Source organism: Paraburkholderia acidiphila, from assembly GCF_009789655.1.
In the GTDB taxonomy this organism is placed as follows: Bacteria; Pseudomonadota; Gammaproteobacteria; order Burkholderiales; family Burkholderiaceae; genus Paraburkholderia; species Paraburkholderia acidiphila.
This window is the reverse complement of sequence record NZ_CP046911.1, coordinates 340942-364883: the sequence shown is the minus strand read 5'-3', so window position 1 is coordinate 364883 and position 23942 is coordinate 340942. Positions and strand designations below refer to the sequence as shown.

Here is a 23942-nt window from a genome sequence, read left to right as displayed (position 1 = left end):
TTTCCGCGCCGTTGTTTAACGCACCTGAGCCGCGGCACGTTCCTCCGCGTCCTTCCGCTTCTGCTCTTTCACCAGGTGATGGCCGACCGCGCAACCCACGATTGCGCCGGCAACTGCATGATGCCCTGCCACGTGCCCTGCTACGGCGCCAACGGCCGCACCTTTTAAACAGCCTGCCGCTTGAGCGTTGCCGGCAGCAACGGATAGCAGGGCTACCGCCATACAAATTGCTTTCTTCATTCTTTTGTTCCTTCGTTCATACCAGCTCGCGTGGGCGGATCTACAACGCTTCCTGGTTATCCAAATTGCAGTCGGCGAGTTCAAACCTGTACGACGACCACGCGCGGACGATCGGCGGTTTTTGAGGAATGCCCCATGCACACAATAACGCGTCGAACGAAGGCGCGGGCGGACCGGATTTCAGTACCGGCAGCTCACGCCCTGTCAATGTGTACTGGACACGCTCACTGGGGGTGGCTCCAGACGGCTTAACGCGCTCAACCACGCCGTGACGAACCGCGTACTGAACTGCATCTGACGCTGCGCGTGAATTCAACGTCCCGCTTGCCGCGATCTGCCTGACTGTCGCCGCACCATGCTGACGTATCCATGCGCAAAGCTTCTCGGCGTTATGGTGTACCTTCATCGGTATGTTCCGCTGTTGGTGACTCTAAGAAGTGCCTCTGGCCAAGCTCCGAACGTCGCTGGCGTCTCTTGCCTAACCCTTCCTTATCGGCATCTGCACCCGAATCTGTATATCCAAACGACGAATTTGTGCAAAATGCATTCAATCGGATAGGTTGACTGCTGCGACGGCTTCACGGAACTCTCGCTGCGATACTTCCAGATAAGGCGCAACCGACTGGTAGCTTCGGTAACGCGAAGGAGGTGACGGAATTTGGCTGGGGTGAGGACTTTCGCGCGTGTGGGTTCCATGCTCTTCCTTCCTCGTAATACGCTCGTTTTCGAGCTCCGTTACAAGTGAAAAAGAACGGGATGCTCCTTTCCAGCGTAACCCGCATGAAGCCTCACCTCCTCGGAAAAATCCGCCATCAGCCTCCGCCAGGCCGCCCCCTCTCCCCTGGCGACGGCCGCACGACACTGGCCCTCCGCCTGCACACCAGGACGTTTGCGCCGGGAACCGGCGGAGGCGGTGGAGGGCTGGCCCAGACGGTTAGTTGCAGGTAAGCTGGAGAACTATCCGTCAATTGAACGGCGCACGAAGCACTCGCCACGTTGCCCCGTGCGTAAACTCCCGTCACGCCCCCTGGTCCGCATGGCACATGCTGACCGGACGTCGCCGAGGCGAGGCTCTTGCGCTCGTCCAAACCGCATGCACAAGCGGCTCGGCTTCGCCCCCCTCATCAGGCGTTCTGCGGCCACGAGGTGCGGTCATTAACGGTGTCAGTCGGTCGCTTGAACGTCGGCCACGCAGGTCGTTTCGGCCGCTGATGGCCTCTTCAATACTTCGGAGTCCAGATAATCGAATCAACAGCGAGGGCAGCCGGTGCCGGCTGCTGCGAATGCTTCACTTTAAATTGCCTGCTTCTGGCAAGCTGCACTGGCGGCTCAGTGGACCGCCGTCATGCATTGGGCCATCCGAGCCGCTGCGCTCGATGAAGTGAGGCTCGGACGACAGCCCGATGAAAAGGGGCGATGAGCGTAATGTAGGCTCGGCCCAGCGGACGATTGTAGAAGACGAGCGTCGTCACTGTGAGGCGGAATCGACTATGCGATGACGGCCGCACGAGGACCGACACGCGGAAATCCAGATGCGTGTCATCCTCGCCTAGAACGATCTCGTCATCCGATCGTTCGAATACATGAAACAGGCTGATCCTGTCCCCTCCTTTCTCCTTGAAGTCAGCTGTTGTCTTCAAGCCGAGCGGCCGCACGAGAGTGTCCCGGATTCCCAGCAGCATCGCAATCCATGCGGGCTGGTTGGCAAAGACGTGTCGTGCCAGCGCCTCTACGTCGTGACCTGCTCTTTCTGGCAGATCCACGGAGAACGCGTCCGCGAAATCGGCCCGGCCGTACGACGAACTCAGTTGCGAGGCCGGCGGCAGAACAGACTGTTCGATTTTCGAATAGCTAGACATGTGCGATCACCAATAGGGACTCGTGAGCCGAGACATTAGAGCAGCGTGACGCTGCCGTCGACCATCTACTCCGCGCCCCACATATAGCGCGAATCGTCAGTCGGCGGAAATAGCACGCAATGAACACCGCCCCTTGCATGCCCGCACCGTGATTCTATGGCGCTCGCCAAGAATCTGCGCGCGAAGGGCTCGTCAATCACGCTGAAGATCGACCGCGGCAGGTGGGCCCGCGACAGCCACATCAAGAGCCAAGGGCCTCTCCCGGCCATGCCTGGCAAGCATGCCGTCAAGCTTACAAAGTCTTTTTAGTGAACGCTGGCGACGGCTAGAGTGCCTCTCAAGGAAAGAGCTTAACGGATTGTTTTACTCCGTTCCCCGGCCCCTTCCCATTCACGTTGCCTATATCTCCTGGAGTCTGAACATGGAAAAGCCGGTTGTTCTCATTACTGGTGCGTTGACCGGTATCGGCCGCGCGACTGCTTTCGCGTTTGCAAACAGCGGGGCCCGTCTCGCGATCTCTGGACGCCGCCCTGCAGAAGGCAAGGCGCTCGAAGCCGAACTTCGCGCCCTCGGTACCGAAGCCGCCTTCGTGCAGGCCGACGTACGTCGCGACGAAGACGTCCGTCGCCTCGTCGACGAGACCGTCTCCCGCTTCGGCCGCCTCGATGTCGCAGTGAACAACGCCGGCACGGAAGGCAGGCCGGGCGCGATCGTCGAGCAGACTGCCGAAAGCTACGCCGAGACCTTCGACACCAACGTACTCGGCACGCTGTTAAGCCTGAAACACGAACTACGGGTGATGACGGCGCAGCAGTCCGGCAGCATCGTCAACGTTTCCTCAACTTACGGTCACGAAGGTGCGGCGTTCGCATCGGTCTATGCGGGCAGCAAACATGCGGTCGAAGGCATCACGAAATCGGCTGCGCTCGAAGTGGCCGCCGCGGGCGTTCGGGTCAACGCTGTCGCGCCTGGTCCGACCGACACCGGCATGCTGGACCGCTTTACCGTAACGCCGGAGAACAAGGCGGCACTCGCCGCGGCCGTGCCGCTGGCGCGGATCGGCAAACCCAACGATATCGCGGCGGCCGTGCTCTATCTCGCAAATGACGGCGCAGCGTTCGTCACGGGACAGGTCCTGACCGTCGACGGTGGCAAGACAGCGGGCTGAAGCAGTCGAGCTGGCGCGTCGAGTGTCTGCACGCATTCGCTTGCGTGCAAACGCTGATCTCTACACCAATCACTTTTCCCGATGGAACCAACAGTGAAAACCGATCACACTCTTTTTCAATCCAGCGCGTCCCCCAACTCCCGACGTGTCCGCATCTTTCTCGCCGAAAAAGGCATCACCCTTACTACCAGGGCGGTAGACCTGGGTGCGAAGGAGCAATTCTCCGATGCCTATGTCGCAATCAACCCTCGCCGCCAGGTCCCGACGCTCCTGCTGCCCGATGGCACCGCGATCGGCGAAGTGCCCGCCATCTGGCGCTACGTCGAAGAGGCCTGGCCCGACACGCCCCCGTTGCTCGGCACAACGCCTCGCGAGAAGGCGCTGATCTCGATGTGGGAACGGCGCGCCGAACTCGACGGGTTCTCGGCGGTGATGGAAGGCGTCAGGAATGCCGTCGCCGGGCTCAAAGGGCGGGCGTTGTCCGGGCCGCATGCCTATGATCAAATTCCCGAAATCGTCGAGCGCAGCAAGCAGCGTGTCGCCAACTTCTTCGCCGATTTCAACGACCGACTGGGGACGGTGCCCTTCGTCGCGGGCGACGCATTCTCTGCGGCAGACATCACGGCGCTGGTGACGATCGACTTCGCGGCGGGCGGCATGAAGATTGACATTCCGGCCGAGTGCGACGCACTGCGCTCGTGGTACGAAAAGGTGTCTGGGCGCTCGTCGTCGAAAGCGTAAGACCTGCAGCCTGTCTCACAGTGCAGTCCGGCATCCGCAAATCAGTGCCTGCGTGCGTGGTCATCTGGATGGATCGCCACAGCAGACAAGCGTCGACTACGCTTACGATGCGACCTCACCCGACGTTCGATGCTGGGCGACGTGAGGCGGCTGCGCACTCCGTTACTATCATTCGCAAACCGGCATCGGCGAATGGTAGCTCTCGCCACCGTCGAATGGGTCATATCGGCCAGGAAGCGACTCTCTTCCGCTCTGTCGCAAAATCGTTCGAATGGCAAATCCATCCAACAAGCAGTCATTCAAGCGCCGAACCTAGCGCTAAGAAATTGGCCAAAACGGCGGTTCCGCAATCAGACGGACAATTGAAAATGATCAATGCCTCGATGGCTTAGTAAACTCGAATCACGGACTTGGGGTTAGGATCCGGCGCGAAGATGATGCCGGACATCGGGCAGACGATCGTGCCCATCACTGCGACGCGCTCATCGGTATACGACGCGAGTTGCAGTCCGCAAAGGCAGCGAACTTGCCAAAGACCTAATCCCGCGAACGGCTCCTGTAGTCGGAAAAGCGCCGCACGGGCCACAACGTGTCGACCGGCGGAAGCGGGTCGAGAAGACTCATCCGTATGCGATGAGACCAGCCATTCGTCGACGCCGGATTGCGATTGTCCGCAATGGAACGTACGGGCTAGCCGAGCATGGCGACCTCATCAAACTCGCTCGTCGCCTGGCTTCCCATTTCCAATGACCGCGCATGCGCCATATCGCGGCTTCCATGCTCGAAATTCGGGCCGTCGATTGTAAACACAGCCACAGCATTCTTGAGGTGCATCGCTTGTTCCTCAAGCGCCCGCGCAGCCGCAGCCGCCTGTTCCACCAGCGCCGCATTTTGCTGGGTAAACCGGTCCATCTGGTTCACGGCCTGGTTCACTTCGTCGATCCCACGGCTTTGCTCGTCGGACGCCGCGGCAATCTCGCCGACAATGCCCGCAACCTGCTTGATCGCCATCTTGACTTCGGCCATGGCCTCGCCCACGTCGTCAGCCTGCTTCGCGCTGTCCTGGATCGCTACCACCGACGAAACGATCAGCTCCTTGATCTCCCTCGCCGCCGTCGCCGAACGCTGCGCAAGGCCGCGCACTTCGCTCGCGACGACCGCGAAACCGCGGCCCTGCTCGCCCGCTCGTGCAGCTTCCACAGCGGCGTTCAACGCAAGGATATTGGTCTGAAACGCAATGCCCTCGATCACGGCGGTGATCTCGGAGATTTGCTTCGAACTGCTACTGATATTGCGGATGGTCTGAACCATGCTCGAAACCGATTCGTTTCCGGCTTCCGCCATGCCCGACGCTCGCGTAGCCAATGCGTTCGCCTGCCGCGCATTGTCGGCATTCTGGCGCACGGTGACGGTCAGTTCCGTCATGCTGGCCGCCGTTTCTTCGAGCGAACTTGCCTGCTGCTCCGTGCGCGAAGAGAGATCGACGTTTCCGGCCGCGATTTCGCTCGACGCGGTCGCAATGCTGTCCGTGCCGACGCGAACGCCGCCGACTATTTTCGCGAGGCTCTGGTTCATCGCATCGAGGCCGCGCATGAGTTGCCCGGTTTCATCCATTGACGACGCCTCGATCGAAGCTGTGAGGTCGCCTTGCGCAACACGAGTCGCCACCGTCACAGCCTGTTTCAGCGGACGCGACACCGCGCGCGAAAGCCAGGTGCCTGCGAGCATGGACGCGATGACCGCGATCACCGTACTGGTCAGTATCGTCACGTAGATTCGGGCGCGCAGCGAATCCAGCTCCTTGCCGCTCGCAAGCATGCGCTCTCGCTCGTACTGGTCCAGCTTGTCCATCGCGGCGATGAGCCGGTCGGTTCCCAGGTACGATCCGAAGCTCTCGGTCAATGCCGAGAGGTCGCCGACGTTGGCCGAAGAAGCGTCGACTTTCCTTCGCATCTCCACAAGCGGGTCGACGACCGTGCTGAGCCAGCGTTCATATTCCTGCTGGCCTGCGCCAGCCAGCTGCGCGGCGTCAGCCGTGCCGTCTATCGAACGCAGCGCCGCCAGTCTTGTGCCGAAATCCGCCCGGTGCTGGTCGATCCACGCCTTGTGTCCGGCCTTCCCGTTCAGGTTGTTCGCCAGCACCGCCCAGATGATGTTGAGGTAGTCCGCTGTTCCGTCCTTCAGCAGAAGCAGCGTTTGTTCGGATGCTTCGAACTCCTTCTGTTTATGATCAATTGCCCGCACGCTGGCGAGGCAAATACAGGCACTGACCACGAACGCAACAATCGCGCAGGCAAATGCAACCCCGGTTTTCCCCGCAATGGGGAGATTCTTTATTAGCTTCATCTTGAGTGTAATAGCAGCAAACCGCCTTGAGTTACTCGATACCTGCAGCATGTTTCGGAACGGCCAGCACGGCGATCGCCGCCGCGAAACCCCCACCGGCAAACGCGTAGAAATTCCAGGGCAACGGCGCACCCGCCTGTGCCAGCGCGCCGCCGATCAATGGCCCGGCGATTGCACCGAAGCGCCCGATTCCCAGCGCCCAGCCAATGCCCGTCGCCCGGTTGCGCGGCGGATAGTAGCGCGTGATATACGCTCCAAGCAGCATCGTGTTGCCGATCGTGCCCACCCCTGCAACGCCGACGAGTACGTATGTTTGCAGCGCGCCATGGGCGAACGGCAGCGCACACAGGCTGGCTGCAGCAAGCAGATAGAGCACGCTGACCACCCGCTTCGAACCCAGACGGTCGGCCACTGCGCCGCCAAGCAGCGAACCCAATGCCGCAGTCGAATTGAGCGTCACCAGCAACGCGAGGCTCGATCCGAGCGGAAAGCCGGCCTTGCGCATAAGTTGCGGCAGCCAGGTGCTGAGCCCATAGAGCAGGAGCAAGCCCATGAACATGGCGATCCAGAATGCCAGTGTGGCGCGCACGCTGGATGCGTCGAAGAGCGAGCGAATCGGCGCACCGCTGACGATTGCGGTGTGCGCAGCCTGCGCTTGAACTTCATTCTCCAGCGCTGAATGCCGAATGCCGAGCGCACGCGCGACGGAGCGCGCCTCGGCCAAACGGTTTCTCGCCAGCAGGAACTCCAGCGATTCCGGCAAATAGCGCGCCGTGAGCACAACGAGGATGAGCGGTGCAGCACCCACGCCGAACAGCAACCGCCAGCCGTGCGTTGGCAGCCAGTTCATCGCGAGCAGCGCGACCAGAATGCCGCCCAGCGAATATCCCGTGTAAATCAGGGCATAGTTGAAGGAGCGGCGCCCAGGCGGCGAGTATTCGACCGTGAGCGCCGCCGCAGTCGGCACGACGCCGCCCAGTCCCAGTCCACCGACGATCCGCGCGACGACGAACCAGGCCGGCGTGGGCGCGAGCGCGGCGGCCGCCATCATCGCGGAAAAGAGCGCCGCGCTGCCGAGCAACATGCGGCGCCGGCCGATCATGTCGCTGAGCGTACCCGCACCCATCGCGCCGATCATCATCCCCGCCAGCGAGCAGCTCGCGATGGCGCCCAACTGCAGCGCCGACAACGACCAGTCGGTGCCGTGGGTGAGCATGGGCAGCACGGCCCCGTAGATGGCGACGTCATAGCCTTCGGCGAGGATCATCGCGAGACAGATCGCGACGACCCGCATCGTCACGCGAGTGGGTATCGAAACGGTCGCGGTGTCGAAGCGATGTCCCGCTTCGCTCTGCGTGCGATCCAGCGTCACTTCCGCGCTGCTCGACGACGACGTACTCATGGCGGCGTGCTCCTCTCTTGTTCTTCTTGAATGATTCTGGCGATCAAACCGCCATGCACAGGTACTTGATGACGAGGTAGTCATCGATACCGTAATGCGACCCTTCCCTGCCGAGACCCGACTGCTTCACGCCGCCAAACGGCGCGACTTCGTTGGAGATCAATCCGGTATTGATGCCCACCATGCCGTATTCGAGTTGCTCGGCCACGCGCCAGATGCGGCCAATGTCACGGCTGTAGAAGTAGGCGGCGAGTCCGAACTCGGTGTCGTTGGCGAGTTTCACGACTTCTTCGTCGCTCGAGAAGCGGAACAGCGGCGCGAGCGGGCCGAACGTTTCTTCTCTCGCCACGTCCATTTGCGCGGTGACGCCCGTCAGCACCGTGGGCTCGAAAAATCCGTGGCCGAGCGCGTGTCGCTTGCCGCCCGTGGCAAGTGTTGCGCCTTTACCCACGGCATCGGCGATATGCGCTTCGACTTTCCTGAGCGCCGCCTCGTTGATAAGCGGTCCCAGCGTGACGCCGCCTTCCGTACCGTGCCCGACCTTCAGGCCCTTCACGGCGTCGGCCAGCTTGGCAGCGAACGCGTCATACACCCGCTCGTGCACATAAAAGCGATTCGTGCAGACGCACGTTTGCCCGTTGTTCCGGTACTTCGATGCAATGGCGCCTTCCACCGCGGCGTCGAGATCGGCGTCGTCGAACACGATGAACGGCGCGTTGCCGCCGAGTTCGAGCGTCACTTTCTTCACCGTAGGCGCGCTTTGCGCCATCAGCAGCCGCCCCACTCCGGTCGACCCCGTAAACGAGAGCTTGCGAACCACAGGACTGCTTGTCATTGCGCCGCCAATCGCCTTGGGGTCGCCGGTGACGATGTTGAGCACGCCCTTGGGCACGCCGGCGCGCTCCGCGAGCACGGCGAGCGCGAGTGCGGAGAACGGCGTGGCTTCCGCGGGCTTCACCACGATCGGGCAACCCGCCGCGAGTGCCGGGCCCACCTTGCGGGTAATCATGGCCGTGGGGAAATTCCACGGCGTGATGGCGGCGCAAACGCCGATCGGCTCCTTGATAACGACGAGCCGCTTGTCAGAAGCCGGCGTGGCGAGCGTATCGCCCGCCACGCGTTTGCCTTCCTCGGCGAACCATTCGATGAACGATGCGCCGTAAATAATCTCGCCTTTCGCTTCCGCGAGCGGCTTGCCTTGTTCTGCGGTGAGGATCAGCGCGAGGTCGTCGGCATGCTCGATCATGAGTTCGTACCAGCGGCGCATGATCAGCGCACGTTCCCTGGCCGTGCGGGCTCGCCATGCAGGCCAAGCGGCATTGGCCGCCGCGATGGCGCGCGTCGTCTCGGCCTCTCCGATCAAAGGGACGCTGCCGAGCCTGTTGCCCGTTGCCGGGTCGAACACGTCGAAACTCGCGCCCGAGTCAGCTGAGCACCATCGCCCATCGATATAGGCTTGATCGCGCAAGAGCGCCGCGTCGTTCAACAGGGTCTTCAATTCCACGTTACTTTCCTTCGATGCAAAAAGATTCGATTCAATATCAAACGTTCAGTACAGCCAGGCGGCATCAACCGGCTTGCCGCAACGACGCGTGCTCGTGGCCCTCCGCCAGTAGCTTGCGCGCGATCTCGGCGACTCTGTCGACGTGTGCGATCGCGGCCTCGCGTGCAGCGGACGCGTTTCCGGCTCGAATGGCTGCGAGAATCTGGTGCATTTCATCCACGGCCTGGCGGCCGCGGTCGTCCGAAGCAATCGTCATCGCTCTCAAGCGGTTGATGCGCGCCGTCAACGACTGCACGATTTCCCACGCCACGCGTTTTTGCCCGGCCATGAACATGCGCTCGTAGAAGGCCGTCGTAAGCGCCCTCACGGACTGGTGGTCCTGTGCTTCGAATGCCGCCTGGATCTGGTCGATGAAGCCCGCGAGGTCCGCGACAATGCGCTCGTCGGCATGCTGCGCGCAGGCCATGGCGGCTTCGCCTTCGAGCAAGGCGCGGATTTCGTAGATTTCCTCCGCCGTTTCGAAGTCGAGCACGGCGACGATCGGCCCCTGGTTCGGAATCGAATCGACGAGCCCCTCCGTTTCCAGATGCCGCAACACCTCACGCACGACCGTACGGCTCACGCCGAGAATCTCACAGAGCGAGCGCTCGACGAGGCGCTCGCCTGGATGGAAATGCGCCTCCAGAATGGCCGTGCGCATTTTTTCGAGTGCGAGTTCGCGCAACGTGGCCGTCGGCCGTTCGACTCGCAGCGATGGCAGTGCGTCACTCATGACTGCCACCGTCAAGCTTGCGCGAAGAGCCGCACGTCCCGCGCGTCCCAGTCGACGAGCGCCTGCGTGCCGATCGCAATGCCGCTGTCGTGGCGATGCGCCGCCGGCATGCGGATCGAGATCTCCTGCTGCCAGGGCGTTGCCACTGCATAGTGCATGGCGTCGCCGAGATACGTGATATCCCGCACGGTCACGGGCAGGCCGCCGGGCGTTCTTGCGGCGCTCGCGCCGTGCAGCGCGCTGATGCGCATCTGCTCGGGGCGAATCATGAGCGTGCCCTCGTCGCCGGCGGCAAGCGTCGGCGTGAAGGCGTCCGAGGCGATCTCGTGGCCGTTGGGAAACACGCCGTTCATGCGGCCGTCGCCGTTCTTCGTGACTTTCACCGGCAGGAAATTCGAATTGCCGATGAAACTCGCGACGAAACGCGACGCCGGGTTCCCATAGAGTTCCTCGCCGGTGCCGACCTGCTCGATGCGCCCCTTGTTGAACACGGCGATGCGGTCCGAGAGGCGCAGCGCTTCTTCCTGGTCGTGCGTGACGTACAGGATCGTCACGCCGGTTTCCTGGTGAATGCGGCGCAATTCGAGCTGGATCTCTTCGCGCAGTTTCTTGTCGAGCGCCGAAAGCGGCTCGTCCATCAGCAGCACGGGAGGGTCGTAGGCGAGCGCGCGTGCAATGGCGACACGCTGCTGCTGGCCACCCGAGAGCTGGGCGGGCATACGGTCGCGACACTCGGAAAGATGCACGAGCTTCAGCATCTTTTCCACTTTCGCCTTGATCTCCGCGTCGGGCCGGCGGCGCACGCGCAACGGAAACGCCACGTTCTCGCCCACCGTGAGATGCGGGAACAGCGTATAGCGCTGAAACACCATGCCGATGTTGCGCTTGTTGGGCGCAACCGAAAGCAGCGGCTTGCCGTCGAGCAGCACGCGCCCCTCGGTCGGTTCCTGGAAGCCCGCGACGATATACAGCGTCGTGCTCTTGCCCGAGCCGGACGGCCCGAGGAACGTCATGAATTCGCCTTTGCGCACGTCGAGCGACACCTGGTCGATCGCGACGACATCGTCATAGGTCTTGCGCAGGCGCTGGATTTGCAGGAATGCAGTCATGGCTCGATTACCTCAGTTAGCACGCGCGCGGCGCAGCAACGCGCCGGCAAGCATCAAAATGGTCGTCAGTCCGACGAGCAGCGACGACGACGCCGCGACAACGGGCGTCAGGTCCTGGCGCAGCGTCGACCAGATCCGTACGGGCAGCGTCTGCAGGGTCGGGCTCGACATGAAGATGGACACGACCACTTCGTCCCACGAAGCGAGAAACGCAAAGATCGCGGCGGCGAACAGGCCCAGCCGGATCGCCGGCAGCGTGACGCGCAGTTTCACCGTGAGCGGCGACGCGCCGCAAATGAGGGCGGCGTCCTCCAGCGCCGTGTCGAAGCTCACGAGCGAATTGCTGATCGAGATGATCGAGAACGGCAAGGCGATGATCAGATGCCCGATCACGAAGCCGGTCATCGTGCCGTTGAGGCCGATGCGCAGGAAGAACGCATAGAGCGCGACGGCCAGAACAACGACGGGCAGCACCATCGGCGTGAGGAAAAAGCCCTGCACCGCCTTGCGGCCGCGAAACTTGCCGCGTACGAGCGCAAGCGAAGCGAGAAACCCGACCGCCACCGAGAGCACCGTGACGATCACCGCCAGCTTCGCGCTCGTGAGCAGCGAGTCGATCCAGCCCGGGTCGGTGAAGAGCTGCCGGTACCACTCGAGCGTCCAGCCCGGCGGCGGGAAAATGAGCCACTGTGAATCGCCGAACGACAGCGCGACGATGAAAACGATAGGCAGCAGGAGAAAGAGCGCCACGGCCGCACCCACGGCCACCAGCACCCAGCGCAGGGCGCCAAGACGATCGAAATCGAGCAACATGTCAGCGCCCTCCCAGACTTGCGTTCGCACCGCCCGTGAAACGCAGTTGCAACGCATAGAGCGCGAGCGTCACGGCGAGCAGCACGAACGCTGCGGCGCCAGCCAGACCCCAGTTCAGCAGTTCCTGCACGAGCTGCGCGATCAGTTCCGCCAGCATCATGTACGAGGGACCGCCGAGCAGCGCGGGCGTGACGAAGTAGCCGAGCGCCATCACGAACACCATGAGCGCGCCGGAGGCGACGCCCGGCATGGCGAGCGGCACGAGAATGCGCCAGAACGCCTGCCAACGGCTCGCACCGCATACCGCTGCGGCGCGCAGCGTCGAGGGGTCGATGCTGCGCAGGGTAGCGTGCAGGGGCATCACGAGGAACGGCAGCATGATGTACGTCATGCCAATCGTCACTCCGGTGAGATTGTTCACGAGCGACAGCGGCTCGTGAATCACGCCGATCGCCATCAGCACGCGGTTGATCGGCCCCGTCTCCTGCAGCAGCACCATCCACGCGAAGGTCCGCGCGAGCAGGTTGGTCCACATCGACAGCAGCAGGATCGCGAACAGCACGGAGCTGAGCTTGCGCGGCGCGATGGCGAGCAGCCACGCCATCGGAAAGCCCACGAGCAGCGTGACGAGCGTCACGACTGTCGCCACGAGAAACGTGTTGCCGAACACGCGCAAATACGTGGTCGAGCCGAGCAGTTGCTCGTAGTTGTGCAGGCCGGGTGCCGGCTCGAGCACGCTGCGCAACAGCAGCGAAAGCACCGGCAGCAGGAAGAAGATCACGAGCAGCAGCATGGCCGGCGCCAGCAGCCGCATGCTGCGCCAGTCGCGCCGCTTGCGCGTGGCCGCCGCGGCCGGGTGCGCGACGGTACTCAATACGTTAGGCATGGTCTCTCCTGTTGCTCCGGTTCGCGACGTCGTGAGATGCTTACTTCGATTGCCACGCGTACCAGCGCTTCGCAATGGCGTCGCGGTTCTCGGCCCAGTACTTCATGTCGAGATTGATCTGCGATTCCTTGTATTGATCGGGCAGCGTCTTCGCCATGGCCGGCGACATGAGTGCGGCCGACTTCACGTTGATCGGCGCGTAACCCGTATCGGCCGCGAATTTGGCCTGGGCCTGCGGGCTTGTCGCTGCAGCGAGATACTTCATGGCTGCGTCGCGATGCTTGGCGCCCTTGGGAATCACGAGCATGTCGGCGGCGGTGAGGTTCTGGTTCCACGAAATGCCAACGGGCACGCCCGTTTGCGCGAGCGCGTGCAGGCGGCCATTCCAGAACATGCCGATCGGCGCTTCACCCGAAGCGAGCAGCTGCTGCGACTGCGCGCCACCGCTCCACCACACGATGTCGCTCTTGATCGTGTCGAGCTTCTTGAACGCGCGGTCGAGGTCGAGCGGATAGAGCTTGCTGGGCGGCACGCCGTCGGCGAGCAGCGCGATTTCCAGCACGCCCGGCGCCGACCACTTGTAGAACGTCCGCTTGCCGGGGAAACGCTTCGTGTCGAAGAGATCCGCCCACGTTTGCGGCTGCGCGCCCGTGTACTTCGCCTTGTTGTAGCCGAGCACGAACGAGTAGTAGAAGCTGCCCACCGCATCCGGCGAAGCGAAGCGCGGGTCCAGTTCGTCCTTTTTCACGACCGAGTAATCGATCGGCTCGATCAGCCCGGCCTTCTGCGCGGCATAGGCGAAGTCGCCCTCCACGTCCACGACATCCCAGCTCACGTTGCCGCTGTCGACCATCGCCTTGAGCTTGCCGTAGTCGGTCGGGCCGTCCATCAGCACGGTGATGCCGCTCGCCTGCGTGAACGGCTGCGCCCAATCCTTCTGTTGCGACGATTGCGTGGTGCCGCCCCAGCTCGTGAAGACGATGGGGTCTGCGGCCAGTGCCGGCACGGCGACAAGTGTCGTTGCGCACGCAACGAACAACGGTGCGATAAACGGGGTCCTTCTGCTGCTCATGGCTGTCTCCGGGGAAACGGTAGGTTGTCGCTTCGTCAGGCCGGCTGCGCGAAAACGCGCCGGCTTCATGGTTGTGTTCTGTGTGGCGCTGTCAATGCGCGAGGGCGAGCGGCTGCACGGTGCCGGCTTCGCAATCGCCCACGTAAATGCCGAACGCGTCCTGCTTGCGCTCGCGCACGTAGCGTTCGAGCATCGAGCGCACGGCGGTGTCGCCGATTTCGTCCCAGGGAATCTGCGAGAGCGGCACGATGCGGATGCTGCTGTCGAGCCAGGGCGAGGCGTTCTGCATCACGCGGCCGCGGTAATAGATATGCTCGGCGGGCCCTTTGCCGCTGAAGTCTTCGAACACGGCGAAGAGAAAGTCGAGATGCGCGCGCAGGCCGAGCTTCGCGAGCACGCCGCGCAGGCTCGCGCAATCGCTGGCCGGTTCGAGCTTGACGCCCGTGGGCAACGCCACGCCATTGGGCGTATCGATGAGCACGAGCCCGTCGCGATGCTCGAGAATCGCGCCAACCTTCGCGCGCACTCCGGCTGCGGCCAGCGCGTCCTGCGAGAGGCTGAAGTTCACGTACGCGCCGCGGCAGTAGCCAAGCGGCGTCGAATTCGTCTGCACGAAGTCCACCACGCGGCCGATCAGGATGATGTGGTCGCCCGCGTCCACGACTTGATGCGTCGTGCAGTCGAAGCTCGCCGCGGCGCCGTCCATCACGGGCGCGCCCGTCGTGCGCGTGCTCCAGGGCACCTGCGCGAACTTGTCCGCGGCCTTCGAGGCGAACACGCCCGAAACCTGCTGCTGGTCTTCGGCGAGCACGCTCACGGCGAAGCGGCGCGTTTGCGAGAACACCGCATGGCTCGACGCCGTCTTCGCGATGCACACGAGAATGAGCGGCGGGTCGAGCGACACCGAGGTGAACGAGTTGGCCGTGAAGCCGCGCGGCGCCCCGTCGGGCTGGATCGTCGTGACGACGGTCACGCCCGTCACGAACGCGCCGAGCGCGCGGCGAAATTCCGCGGTATCGAAAGCCGGTTGCGTGGAGGCGGCGGTCATCAGCTCAGCCATGGCGTTCTCCTGTGGTTGCTGCGGCATGTGCCGCGGATGCTTCGGCGAGGAACGCGAGCAGGCTTGCGTTGACGCGCTCCGGATCGGTGACGTTCATCATGTGGCGCGCTTTCGCAATCACTTCGGCGCGGGCGCGCGGCGCCACCGCTGCCATCGCGTGCGACATCTGCCCGCTCGAATTCGGATCGCACTCGCCGGTGAGGAAGAGTGCAGGCACCGCGAGATTCGCGAGGCGCCCCACATGCGCGTCGTCCGAGCACGCGAAAAGACGATAGGTGCGCGCGTAGCCCACAGGGTCGACGGCCAGCAGCAGCGCGCGCACCGCTTGCGCCGCCTGGGTCAGATGCCCCGGAATCGGGTCGCCGAACCAGCGCGAGAGCGTCGCGTCCACACCGCTCGCGGCAGGCGCGCCGCCGAGACTCGCGGCGCGCGTCATCACCGCTTCGCGCTGCGCCGGCGTGCGGTCGTACACCGCATTCAGCGCGACCACGCTCAACGTACGCGGCGCATTGAGCAGTGCGAATTCGAGCGCGACGAGCGCGCCCATCGAATGCCCCACCACGTGCGCACGCTCGACGTGGATGGCGTCGAGCAATGCTTCGAGCTGCGCGGCGTATTCATCGAGCGTGGGCTCGGCGCTGGGCAGCGCGCTCTCGCCGTGGCCCAGCATGTCGTAGGCGACGACGCGAAACGACTCCGACAACGCATCGATCTGCGGCGCCCATACGCTCTGGTTCATGCCCACGCCGTGGATCAGCACCACGGTTTCGCACGCGGCGCTCGACTGCGGCGCGTACACGCTGTAACACGTGCCCGCGGTTTGACCGCGCTGGGTACGCGTAGCGGCATGTTCGGGGGCGAAATCAGACTTCATGGAATTCAGGCTCCATCCGACAGATCGGGCTCATCGGGCGAATCGGCGGGTTCGGACCGCAGATCACGATCGATGAGATTATGGTATGCCATCTTATGGCCCACAGCAATGCATTGCGTATTATGGAATACCATGAGATCGCTCATGGTCGTGCTGGCATGCTCATTGGCCAGGTTCGGGCCGGCCAGCCCCTCGCAAATTGAGCAGACAAAAGAAAAGGCCGCCGGCGTGTGCCGGCGGCCTTTTAGTCTGTCCAAGCGCCTTAAGGCGTCAGGCGTCGCCGAGACCTTCGTTCTGCTGGGCGAGCGCCGAAAGCGCCAGCTCGGACACGCGCTTGATGTGCGCGAACGACGCCGCGGAGGCCGCCTCGCCGTCGCGCCGCTCGATGGCGTCGAGCAGCAGGTTCATCTCGCGGTTGGAGTCGCCGCCGCGTCCCGGCATCGCGATGGTCAGCGCGCGCAAGCGATTGATGCGCGCGTTGAGCGTCTTCACGACCGTGAGCGACACCTGCTTGCCGGCGGCTTCGAACAGCGTTTCATAGAAGCGCTCGGTGTGTTCCACCACGCGCGGCAGGTCGCGTTCCTCGAACGCATCCTCGATGATCGCGCGGACGTCGCGCAACTGCTTCACGACTTCGGGCGTGGCGTTTTCGGCGCAGGCGCGAGCGGCGTTGGCTTCGAGCAGCCCGCGCAACTCGTAGATCTCGCCCACTTGCGCGGGATCGAGCCGCGCCACGATCGGCCCTTGCCGCGCGACGATCTCGACGAGGCCTTCGGTCTCGAGATGCCGAAGCACCTCGCGCACCACCGTGCGGCTCACGCCAAGCTCGTCGCACAGCGTGCGTTCGACGAGCCGCGTGCCTGGCCGGAAATACCCCTGGACTATCGCGCCGCGCAGTTTGTCGAGCGTGAGTTCACGCAGGGTCTTGGCATTGCGGTCGATTTTGAGGTCTTGCATAGGCGGCAACAGGAGAGGGACGAAAGCCCGCGCTCAAGGCGCGGACATGGAATGCCATATTATGACGCAACCGACGTCCTGCTTACTGTCTGTCGCCCAGCGCAAGCACTGAATCAGCCCCCAACCCCTCCACGATCGTGATCTGCGCCACGCAGTGTCCGTCGCGATTCGCCTTGGCCGCCTGATACTCCGGCGAGTGATAGCAGTCGAGCGCCGTCTGCATGTCGGGGAACCGGATCACGACGTGCCGCGCGAACGACTCGCCTTCCAGCACCTGCGCCGCGCCGCCACGCGCGAGAAATACGGCACCGAACTTCTTGAACGCCAGCGGCGCGATGTCCGTGTAGTCCTTGTATTTCACCGGGTCCAGCACGGTGACGTGGGCGATCCAGTAGGCAGTCATCTCTCCTCCTTTTTACTTTCCCGAATGGGACAAAAACCCGGCAATGCCTTGCCGGAAGGGCCTTGCAGCGATTCCTCGGGTTAACACTCATGGCATGCCGTAACATGGTATACCACAATGCCTCACACAATCAACGTACGAAGGAAGTTGCCATGAGCCTGATTCGCAAATCCATCCTCCATGTCGAGAACGTCTTCGTAGACGGCGACAAGGCCGCTGCGAAGCCGCTGAAGATGATCGGCGCGGTCGCGGTGATCAAGAACCCGTGGGCGGGCCGCGGCTACGTGGAAGACCTTTCGCCCGAGATCCGCGCGCTCGCACCTCAACTGAGCGAACACCTCACGAAGCTGATCATCGACGAAGCCGGTTCGGGCGAAGCGGTCGAAGCGTTCGGCAAGAGCGCGATCGTCGGCCTTTCGGGCGAACTGGAGCATGCGTCGGCACTGATCCACACGCTGCACTTCGGCAACACGTACCGCTCGGCAGTGGGCGCGAAGTCGTATCTCGCGTTCAACAACACGCGCGGCCCGGCCAACGCCCCGCTGCTGATCCCGATGATGGACAAGAACGACGAAGGCCGCCGCTCGCACTACCTAACGCTGCAGTTCTCGATTGCCGATGCGCCGGCCGCCGACGAACTCGTCATCGCCATTGGCGCCGCAACGGGCGGCCGTCCGCATCACCGCATTGGCGACCGCTACAAAGACCTCGCAGAGCTCGGAAATGACGTCAAGAACCCTGCAGCTGTCAAGTAAGCGCGTCGCGCACTATCTGGACCAGGGCTCGGGCGAACCGCTCGTCCTGATCCACGGCGTGGGCATGCAGGCGAGCGCGTGGTATCCGCAGATCGAAGCCCTCTCGTCCGAATTCCGCGTGATTTCGGTCGATATGCCGGGCCACGGCGGGAGCGACGCGCTCGAAGCGGGCGCCGGTTTGCCGCAGTTCGTTGAGTGGGCATCGAGTTTCATCGAGGCGCTGGACATTGGCCCCGTGAATCTGGCGGGACACTCGATGGGTTCGCTGATCGCGGCAGGCGTCGCGGTCACGCGTCCCGATCTGGTCAAGCGTGTGGCAGTCCTGAATGGTGTGTACCGGCGCTCGAGCGAGGCGCGCGACGCCGTGCTGCAGCGCGCCGCCGAGCTGCGCTCGGGCACCATCGACGTCGATACGCCTTTGCGGCGCTGGTTCAACGCCGAGGAAGCGCAACAGATCGCGGCACAAAGGGTCGAGTCGTGGCTGAAATCGGTGAACCTCGCGGGCTATGCCACGGCCTATACGGCGTTTGCCGGCGGCGATGAGGTCTATGCCGACAGCTGGCACACGATTCGCTGCCCTGCCCTCGTGCTTACCGGTTCGGACGATCCGAACTCCACGCCCGAGATGGCACGGCAAATGGCGCAAGCCGCGCACAGCGGTACGGCTGTGGTGATCGAAAACGAACGCCACATGGTGAGTCTGACTGCGCCTGACGAAGTCAATCGCGCGCTGCGTGCCTGGTTGCAGACGCAGCCGCAGGTCGAAAACCACGAAGTGGAAGTGTGAGATGAGCCAGGAAACGAGCCAATTAGCGAGCCAGCAAGCGAGCCAACTGCGGGAAGCCGCGAAGATCAACACGCGCGAGCTGCGCGACGCGTTCGGCGCATTCATGACGGGCGTGACGATCGTGACCACCGCGAGTGACGACGGCAAGCCGCTCGGCTTCACCGCCAATTCGTTTTCGTCCGTTTCGCTCGACCCCGCCTTGCTGCTGGTGAGCATTGCGAAGACATCGAGCAATTACCAGACGTTTTCGACAGCGGGCCACTTCGCTATCAACATCCTGGCGGAAGGACAAAAGGATCTGTCCAACACGTTCGCGCGGCCGAGCGACGACCGCTTCGCCAACGTGAGCTGGCAACTGAGCGCCAACCGCAACCCGTTGATCAACGACGTGAGCGCCTGGTTCGACTGCACGACGCACGCGGTCATCGACGCGGGCGATCACGCGCTCATCGTTGGCAAGGTCGAGGCGTTTCATTCCGCGGGATTCGCAGGCCTTGGCTACTATCGCGGCGGCTATTTCACGCCGGCCAAGATATCGGCGGAGGTCATCGCGGGCCCGAAGGTCATAGTGAGCGCGATCATCGCGCGCGAAGACAAGGTGCTGCTCGTGAAAACGCCAGACGGCAAATGGGCACTGCCTTCGAAGGAGATCGGCAAGGAAGGCGCCGACAAGGCGCTCGCCGAGATCTTCGCGAGGTACCAGCCCGACGCTTCGGCAAGCTTCATTTATTCGGTCTACAACAATACCGAAACCCATTACCAGTACATCTCGTTCCTGTGCAGCGCGCCGGACGAACTCGCCACTGCGGGCGACACTTCAGGTCAATTCATCAGCCTCGAAGACGTCGAAACGCAAGCGTTCCAGGACAGCGCACTCGCCAGCATGCTCCAACGCTACCGCAAGGAAAGCGAATTAAAGAGCTACGGCATGTATTTCGGCGACCATAGCAACGGCACAGTCCGCCCGCTTCATTCCTGAAAGGTTACATCATGCGATTCTCGCTTTTTGTTCACATGGAGCGCGTCTCCGACCAGACCAGTCAGAAGCAGTTGTATGACGAAATGGTCGAGCTGTGCCAGATCGCCGATCGCGGCGGCATGCACGCGATCTGGACCGGCGAGCACCACGCCATGGACTTCACGATCGCCCCCAATCCGTTCCTCAACATCGCCGACCTCGCGAACAAGACGAAGAACGTGCGGCTCGGCACGGGCACGGTCATTGCACCCTTCTGGCATCCGATCAAGCTCGCCGGCGAAGCCGCGATGACCGACATCATCTCGAACGGCCGTCTGGATATTGGCATCGCTCGCGGCGCGTATTCGTTCGAATACGAACGCCTGATGCCGGGGCTCGACGCGTGGGGCGCGGGTCAGCGCATGCGCGAACTCATTCCGGCCGTGAAGAAGCTTTGGGAAGGCGATTACGCGCACGAAGGCGAATTCTGGAAATTCCCTTCGACCACGTCGTCGCCGCTGCCGCTGCAGCGCCCGCATCCGCCGATCTGGGTGGCCGCGCGCGATCCGAACAGCCACGAATTTGCCGTGTCCAACGGTTGCAACGTGCAGGTCACGCCGCTGCATTTCGGCGACGAAGAAGTCGAGAAGCTCGTTGGCCACTTCAAGGCCGCGTGCGAAAAGTTCCGCAACGTGCCACGCCCGCAGATCATGCTGCTGCGCCACACGTATGTGGCGAGCAGCGAAGACGACGCGCAGATCGCCGCCGACGAAGTGAATACGTTCTACAACTACTTCGGCGCGTGGTTCAAGAACGAGCGGCCCGTGAACCGCGGCATGATCAAGCCGCTCACGAAGGAAGAAATCGCGGCTCATCCGTTCTACACGCCGGAAGCCATGCGCAAGAACAACGTCATCGGCACGCCCGAGGAAGTGATCTCGCGCCTGCGGGCTTACGAGAAACTCGGCTTCGACGAGTACTCGTTCTGGATCGATACGGGCATGAGCTTCGAGCGCAAGAAGGCGTCGCTCGAGCGCATGATCAACGACGTCATGCCTGCATTCAGGTAAGGGGCGGATTCCATGGATTTTCATTTTCAGCTGTACATCGACGGCCAGTTCGAACCGGGCGCCGCGACGTTCGGCAGCGTGAACCCGGCTACGGGCAACGTGTGGGCACAGATGCCCGAAGCGCGCACGGAGCAGGTCAACCGGGCCGTCGAGGCGGCCAACCGCGCGCTGACCGATCCCGCGTGGGCCGGACTCACCGCCTCGGCGCGCGGCAAGCTGCTGCACAAGCTGGCCGGGCTCGTCGAAAAGGCTGCGCCGCGACTCGCTGAAATTGAAACCAACGACACCGGCAAGATCATTCGCGAGACGTCGAGCCAGATCGCTTATGTGGCCGAGTACTACCGCTATTACGCCGGCATTGCCGACAAGATCGAAGGGAGCCACATTCCCGTCGACAAGCCGGATATGCAGGTCTGGCTGGAGCGGCAACCCGTTGGCGTGGTCGCCGCCATCGTTCCATGGAACAGCCAGTTGTTCCTTTCGGCCGTGAAGCTCGGGCCGTCGCTCGCCGCCGGTTGCACAGTTGTCCTGAAGGCTTCCGAGGAAGCGCCCGGTCCGTTGCTCGAATTCGCGAGACTCGTGCACGAGGCGGGATTTCCGCCGGGCGTCGTTAACGTGATCACCGGCTTCGGGCCGGAATGCGGCGCGGTGCTCAGCAGCCATCCCATGGTGGACAAGGTCGCTTTCACGGGCGGTCCCGAAACCGCGCGGCATATCGTCAGGAACACGTCGAACAATCTCGCGAAGGTCTCGCTGGAACTGGGCGGCAAGTCGCCCTTCATCGTGTTCGCCGATACCGATATCCAGAGCGCGGTGAATGCGCAGGTCGCGGCGATTTTCGCGGCCAGCGGCCAAAGCTGCGTGGCGGGCTCGCGTCTTTTGATCGAAGCGTCCGTGAAGGACGCGTTTCTCGCGTTGCTCGTGGAGCGCGTCTCGCGCATTCGTGTGGGCTCGCCCAACGAGATGACGACGGAATACGGCCCGCTGTGTACCGAACGGCAACTGCGCAACATCGAGACGATCGTCGCGAGTTCCGTGAATCAAGGTGCCAGGGTGCTCACCGGCGGCAAGGCGCTGGAGCGCGAGGGCTACTACTATGCGCCCACGATTCTGGATTGCACGGGCGTGAGCAACGCCGACAGCATCACGACCGAGCTTTTCGGACCCGTGCTTTCGGTCGATACGTTCTCTTCCGAACAGGAAGCCATCGAGAAGGCGAATAGCACTGCCTACGGACTCGCCGCGGGTATCTTCACCACCAACCTCACCCGCGCACACCGCGTTTCCCGGCGCGTACGCTCGGGCATTGTCTGGATTAACACGTATCGCGCGGTTTCGCCGCTCGTGCCGTTCGGCGGGTTCGGGCTTTCCGGGCACGGCCGCGAAGGCGGCATGGCTGCCGCGCTCGAATACACGACCACAAAGTCCGTGTGGCTTCGCACTTCGGACGAGCCGATCAGCGATCCGTTCGTGATGCGCTGAGTCGTTCCCTGCCGTACAGCTGCAAAGCCGTTAAGGACTGAGCCGCACCACTTTCGCGGCGCGGCTCAGCCTGTGCAATAAAGATGGAGACACTATGAAAAACCCGGCGAACGACAACAGCGTTCTGACCATTGAAAGCAACTCGATCGAGTATGTCGCTCCCGAGAACCGGCATGGCAAGCCTGTCGATCTGTTCACGTTGTGGTTCTGCACGAATGTCGCGCCACTTGCGGTGATTTCCGGCGCGACTTCGGTACTCGTCTTTCATCTCGACGTGATGAGCGCGATTCTCGCCATCGTGGCCGGGCAATTCTTCGGCGCCATTTTCCACGCCCTCACCTCCGCACAGGGCCCGCTCGTCGGCGTGCCGCAGATGATTCAAAGCCGCGCGCAATTCGGCCGCTACGGCTCCCTGCTCGTGGTCAGTTTCACCACGCTGATCTATCTCGGCTTCTTCGTCTCGAACATCATTCTCGCGGGCAAGACGCTCCACACCGCGGTCCCTGCCGTGCCAGTGCCGGTAGGTACCGTGCTCGGCGCGATTCTCGCGACGCTCGTCGGCGTGATCGGCTATCACTTCATCCACCGCTTCAACAAGGTGGGCGCATGGTTCATGGGCGGCGCGCTGCTGATCGGCATGATCATGATGGCGCCTGGCCTTAACGCGCAGATTCTCCGGCAAGGCCATTTCGATGCCGCGAACTGGTTCGCGGTGTTCGGGCTGTGCGCGGTGTGGCAAATCAGCTTCGCGCCCTACACCTCCGACTATTCCCGCTATCTTCCCACCACGACGGGGTTTGCGAAGACGTTCGCGTTCACGTACTTCGGCACGTCGCTCGGCACGATCTTCGCGTTCCTCTTTGGCGTGCTCGCGGTGAGCACGGGCCACGCGACCGACGCTATGCAAGCCATCCGCACCCAAACGGGCGTGTTTGGCTACGTTCTGATCTTCCTCTTTCTCGTCAACATCATCGGCCACAACGGCATGAATCTGTATGGCGGGGTGTTGTCGCTGATCACCGCGGCGCAAACGTTCCGTCCCAACTGGCTGCCCGGCCGCAACGTGCGTATCGTCGTGTCGACGGTCCTGCTGGTGTCGTCCACCGTCACTGCATTGTGGGCGTCGAGCAACTTCATCGCGATCTTCCTGAACGCGATCTTCACGATGCAAATCGTTCTCGCACCGTGGGTGGCGATCAATCTGGTGGACTTTTATCTCGTCAACAACCGGCACTACCGGGTCGCGGAAATCATCAGCAGCAAGGGCGGCGCGTACGGATCGTTCAATTTCAAGGCCATCGCCATTTACCTATTCGGCATTGCTGTCCAGGTTCCTTTCATGGCCGCAACCTATTTTCACGGCCCCTTCGCGTCCATCGTGGGCGATGCGGATGTCTCCTGGATGGTTGGCCTCGTTGCGACCGCGCTGAGCTACTACGTGTTCGCTTCGAAGGATGGTACGCGTTCGCCTCGTGCTGCTCCGGCGGGTGTACGCGCCGCCGACTGAGCGGCGTCGGTCAGCGAATCGGCCTGCGCAACCTCTAAGGTTGACGCAAGCCCGGATGGATCGGATGACCCCGTTTGCCCGCGAGACGTTGACGTCCGCACGTTGGCCCTGCAGCGAGACGAGCAAGGTCTTGCCCGCATCGATATCGACGGCGAGATTTTCCCGTCTTCAGGCACT

Annotated in this window: 23 protein-coding genes; 8 read left to right on the top strand and 15 right to left on the bottom strand. The window is 62.8% G+C overall.

Features of this window, described 5'->3' with window-relative positions; genetic code table 11:
• Positions 1-15: 15 nt before the first annotated feature.
• The 3 genes from FAZ97_RS25860 to FAZ97_RS25850 all read right to left on the bottom strand — a co-directional run bounded on the left by FAZ97_RS25860 (position 16) and on the right by FAZ97_RS25850 (position 2099).
• A complete protein-coding gene (locus FAZ97_RS25860; RefSeq protein ID WP_158761357.1) occupies positions 16-240 on the bottom strand; it encodes a hypothetical protein in 225 nt (74 codons plus the stop codon).
• Positions 241-280: 40 nt separating this feature from the next.
• Positions 281-646, bottom strand: coding sequence for a hypothetical protein (locus FAZ97_RS25855; RefSeq protein WP_158761356.1), 366 nt, complete (start codon positions 644-646; stop codon positions 281-283).
• A gap of 937 nt (positions 647-1583) precedes the next feature.
• Positions 1584-2099: a DUF2867 domain-containing protein gene (locus tag FAZ97_RS25850; protein WP_158761355.1), complete on the bottom strand. Its 516-nt coding sequence runs from the start codon at positions 2097-2099 to the stop codon at positions 1584-1586.
• 421 nt (positions 2100-2520) lie between these two features.
• On the opposite strand from FAZ97_RS25850, the gene FAZ97_RS25845 reads away from it, so the two are divergent.
• Together FAZ97_RS25845 and FAZ97_RS25840 are read left to right on the top strand one after the other, a co-directional pair.
• The gene (locus FAZ97_RS25845) at positions 2521-3267 is read left to right on the top strand and encodes an SDR family NAD(P)-dependent oxidoreductase (RefSeq protein WP_158761354.1); all 747 of its coding nucleotides are present in this window, start codon (positions 2521-2523) and stop codon (positions 3265-3267) included.
• Between the two features lie 93 nt (positions 3268-3360).
• Entirely contained in the window at positions 3361-4008 is a 648-nt protein-coding gene (locus tag FAZ97_RS25840; RefSeq protein ID WP_158761353.1) for a glutathione S-transferase, read from the top strand.
• A gap of 690 nt (positions 4009-4698) precedes the next feature.
• Here FAZ97_RS25840 and FAZ97_RS25835 read toward each other — a convergent pair.
• The 12 genes from FAZ97_RS25835 to FAZ97_RS25780 all read right to left on the bottom strand — a co-directional run bounded on the left by FAZ97_RS25835 (position 4699) and on the right by FAZ97_RS25780 (position 17206).
• Positions 4699-6405 (bottom strand): methyl-accepting chemotaxis protein, encoded by a 1707-nt coding sequence (locus FAZ97_RS25835; protein ID WP_233271900.1) that lies wholly within the window; start codon positions 6403-6405, stop codon positions 4699-4701.
• The gene (locus FAZ97_RS25830) at positions 6386-7756 is read right to left on the bottom strand and encodes an MFS transporter (RefSeq protein ID WP_158761352.1); all 1371 of its coding nucleotides are present in this window, start codon (positions 7754-7756) and stop codon (positions 6386-6388) included. Before FAZ97_RS25830 ends, FAZ97_RS25835 begins: the two co-directional genes overlap by 20 nt.
• Before the next feature lie 43 nt (positions 7757-7799).
• A complete protein-coding gene (locus FAZ97_RS25825) occupies positions 7800-9260 on the bottom strand; it encodes an NAD-dependent succinate-semialdehyde dehydrogenase (RefSeq protein ID WP_158761351.1) in 1461 nt (486 codons plus the stop codon).
• A gap of 64 nt (positions 9261-9324) precedes the next feature.
• Positions 9325-10032 (bottom strand): GntR family transcriptional regulator, encoded by a 708-nt coding sequence (locus tag FAZ97_RS25820; RefSeq protein WP_158761350.1) that lies wholly within the window; start codon positions 10030-10032, stop codon positions 9325-9327.
• Between the two features lie 11 nt (positions 10033-10043).
• On the bottom strand, positions 10044-11141 hold the full coding sequence (locus FAZ97_RS25815; RefSeq protein ID WP_158761349.1) for an ABC transporter ATP-binding protein: 1098 nt from the start codon (positions 11139-11141) through the stop codon (positions 10044-10046).
• Between the two features lie 12 nt (positions 11142-11153).
• Entirely contained in the window at positions 11154-11954 is an 801-nt protein-coding gene (locus tag FAZ97_RS25810) for an ABC transporter permease (RefSeq protein ID WP_158761348.1), read from the bottom strand.
• A 1-nt stretch (position 11955) separates the two neighbouring features.
• Positions 11956-12840 (bottom strand): ABC transporter permease, encoded by an 885-nt coding sequence (locus FAZ97_RS25805; protein ID WP_158761347.1) that lies wholly within the window; start codon positions 12838-12840, stop codon positions 11956-11958.
• A gap of 40 nt (positions 12841-12880) precedes the next feature.
• Positions 12881-13912, bottom strand: a complete 1032-nt coding sequence (locus FAZ97_RS25800; RefSeq protein WP_158761346.1) for an ABC transporter substrate-binding protein — start codon at positions 13910-13912, stop codon at positions 12881-12883.
• Positions 13913-14003: 91 nt separating this feature from the next.
• Complete coding sequence (locus tag FAZ97_RS25795; protein ID WP_199272192.1) at positions 14004-14972, bottom strand: flavin reductase; 969 nt, start codon at positions 14970-14972, stop codon at positions 14004-14006.
• Positions 14965-15846 carry an alpha/beta fold hydrolase gene (locus FAZ97_RS25790; RefSeq protein ID WP_158761345.1) on the bottom strand — a complete coding sequence of 294 codons (882 nt, stop codon included), beginning with the start codon at positions 15844-15846 and terminating at the stop codon, positions 14965-14967. Before FAZ97_RS25790 ends, FAZ97_RS25795 begins: the two co-directional genes overlap by 8 nt.
• 270 nt (positions 15847-16116) lie before the next feature.
• Complete coding sequence (locus FAZ97_RS25785; RefSeq protein ID WP_158761344.1) at positions 16117-16803, bottom strand: GntR family transcriptional regulator; 687 nt, start codon at positions 16801-16803, stop codon at positions 16117-16119.
• Positions 16804-16885: 82 nt separating this feature from the next.
• Positions 16886-17206 carry a DUF1330 domain-containing protein gene (locus FAZ97_RS25780; protein ID WP_158761343.1) on the bottom strand — a complete coding sequence of 107 codons (321 nt, stop codon included), beginning with the start codon at positions 17204-17206 and terminating at the stop codon, positions 16886-16888.
• A 152-nt stretch (positions 17207-17358) separates the two neighbouring features.
• On the opposite strand from FAZ97_RS25780, the gene FAZ97_RS25775 reads away from it, so the two are divergent.
• The 6 genes from FAZ97_RS25775 to FAZ97_RS25750 all read left to right on the top strand — a co-directional run bounded on the left by FAZ97_RS25775 (position 17359) and on the right by FAZ97_RS25750 (position 23765).
• Complete coding sequence (locus FAZ97_RS25775; RefSeq protein WP_158761342.1) at positions 17359-17961, top strand: amino acid synthesis family protein; 603 nt, start codon at positions 17359-17361, stop codon at positions 17959-17961.
• The gene (locus tag FAZ97_RS25770; protein WP_158761341.1) at positions 17930-18748 is read left to right on the top strand and encodes an alpha/beta fold hydrolase; all 819 of its coding nucleotides are present in this window, start codon (positions 17930-17932) and stop codon (positions 18746-18748) included. The genes FAZ97_RS25775 and FAZ97_RS25770 overlap by 32 nt, the downstream gene beginning before the upstream one ends.
• Position 18749: 1 nt before the next feature.
• Complete coding sequence (locus FAZ97_RS25765; protein ID WP_158761340.1) at positions 18750-19727, top strand: flavin reductase; 978 nt, start codon at positions 18750-18752, stop codon at positions 19725-19727.
• A gap of 11 nt (positions 19728-19738) precedes the next feature.
• Positions 19739-20776 carry an LLM class flavin-dependent oxidoreductase gene (locus FAZ97_RS25760; RefSeq protein ID WP_158761339.1) on the top strand — a complete coding sequence of 346 codons (1038 nt, stop codon included), beginning with the start codon at positions 19739-19741 and terminating at the stop codon, positions 20774-20776.
• A gap of 12 nt (positions 20777-20788) precedes the next feature.
• On the top strand, positions 20789-22258 hold the full coding sequence (locus tag FAZ97_RS25755) for an aldehyde dehydrogenase (RefSeq protein WP_158761338.1): 1470 nt from the start codon (positions 20789-20791) through the stop codon (positions 22256-22258).
• 94 nt (positions 22259-22352) lie between these two features.
• A complete protein-coding gene (locus FAZ97_RS25750) occupies positions 22353-23765 on the top strand; it encodes a purine-cytosine permease family protein (protein ID WP_158761337.1) in 1413 nt (470 codons plus the stop codon).
• Positions 23766-23942: the final 177 nt, after the last annotated feature.